Annotated in this window: 1 protein-coding gene; it reads right to left on the minus strand. The window is 35.3% G+C overall.

Going from position 1 to position 810, the window contains the following annotated elements; all coding sequences use genetic code 11:
• A partial coding sequence (locus J3U42_RS12270) for a hypothetical protein (protein ID WP_267336615.1) occupies positions 1-810 on the minus strand: 810 nt, incomplete at both ends.

Consider the following 810-nt stretch of genomic DNA (forward strand, 5'->3'; position numbering starts at 1 on the left):
TTAAATGGTCATCAATATTATTATCGACAGGGGTATTTGCAGAGGTGATAACCTCCTGTTTATCGATTGTCGCGTTAACCGCCGTGGTATTATCGTGCCCAAAATGTGGGTTATCAATCTGTTTTTCGTGTTGCTTAGCTGAATCTTGAACAGGCTGATTAATATCAACATGTTGATGGGTATTTTCAACCGTTGTTGGTTGACGAGCGGTATCGTTTAATTGAGCCTGCTCAAATATTTGATGATCTAAAATATTGGTATTTAATGCATTATCAATAAACGCTTCATCGGCTTTTGTATAATTATAGGATCTAAATCTATATTCACCTTTACTTTTTTTTCTATGTAAATTAACCCTTCCCGAATAGACATATTTTGATAAAACTTCTTGCGAGATATTGTTTAACTGATCGACATTAATATTGACATTTTTACCGGCAATAATTTTACTGTCGTGATTATTTAACGTTTGTCCTTGTATCGTAATATTACCGGTAGCGGTGATTTTACTTGGATCTGTTTCAATCAATACAGTACGATATTTTTGTTTATAGATGTCATAATGCCAGGAATTTTCCGCCCCGTATACGCCTTTACTTGGAACATACATTCTTTGTAAATTCATGGTATTACGTAAATTCAATGGAATATCATTCCATTTGTACAAACATCGACTATGTTTGTCACAAGACACGCCTTGAGCATGACTCATATATTTACTCTTAATGCGATAAAGCACATCATCAGGCGAGTATTTGGTTTTCCCTTCCCCCTCAGACGTTTGAAAATAGACTTCATGTTCCGGTGGCT

The sequence above is a fragment of the Gilliamella sp. B2923 genome, assembly GCF_026536565.1.
GTDB lineage: Bacteria > Pseudomonadota > Gammaproteobacteria > Enterobacterales > Orbaceae > Gilliamella.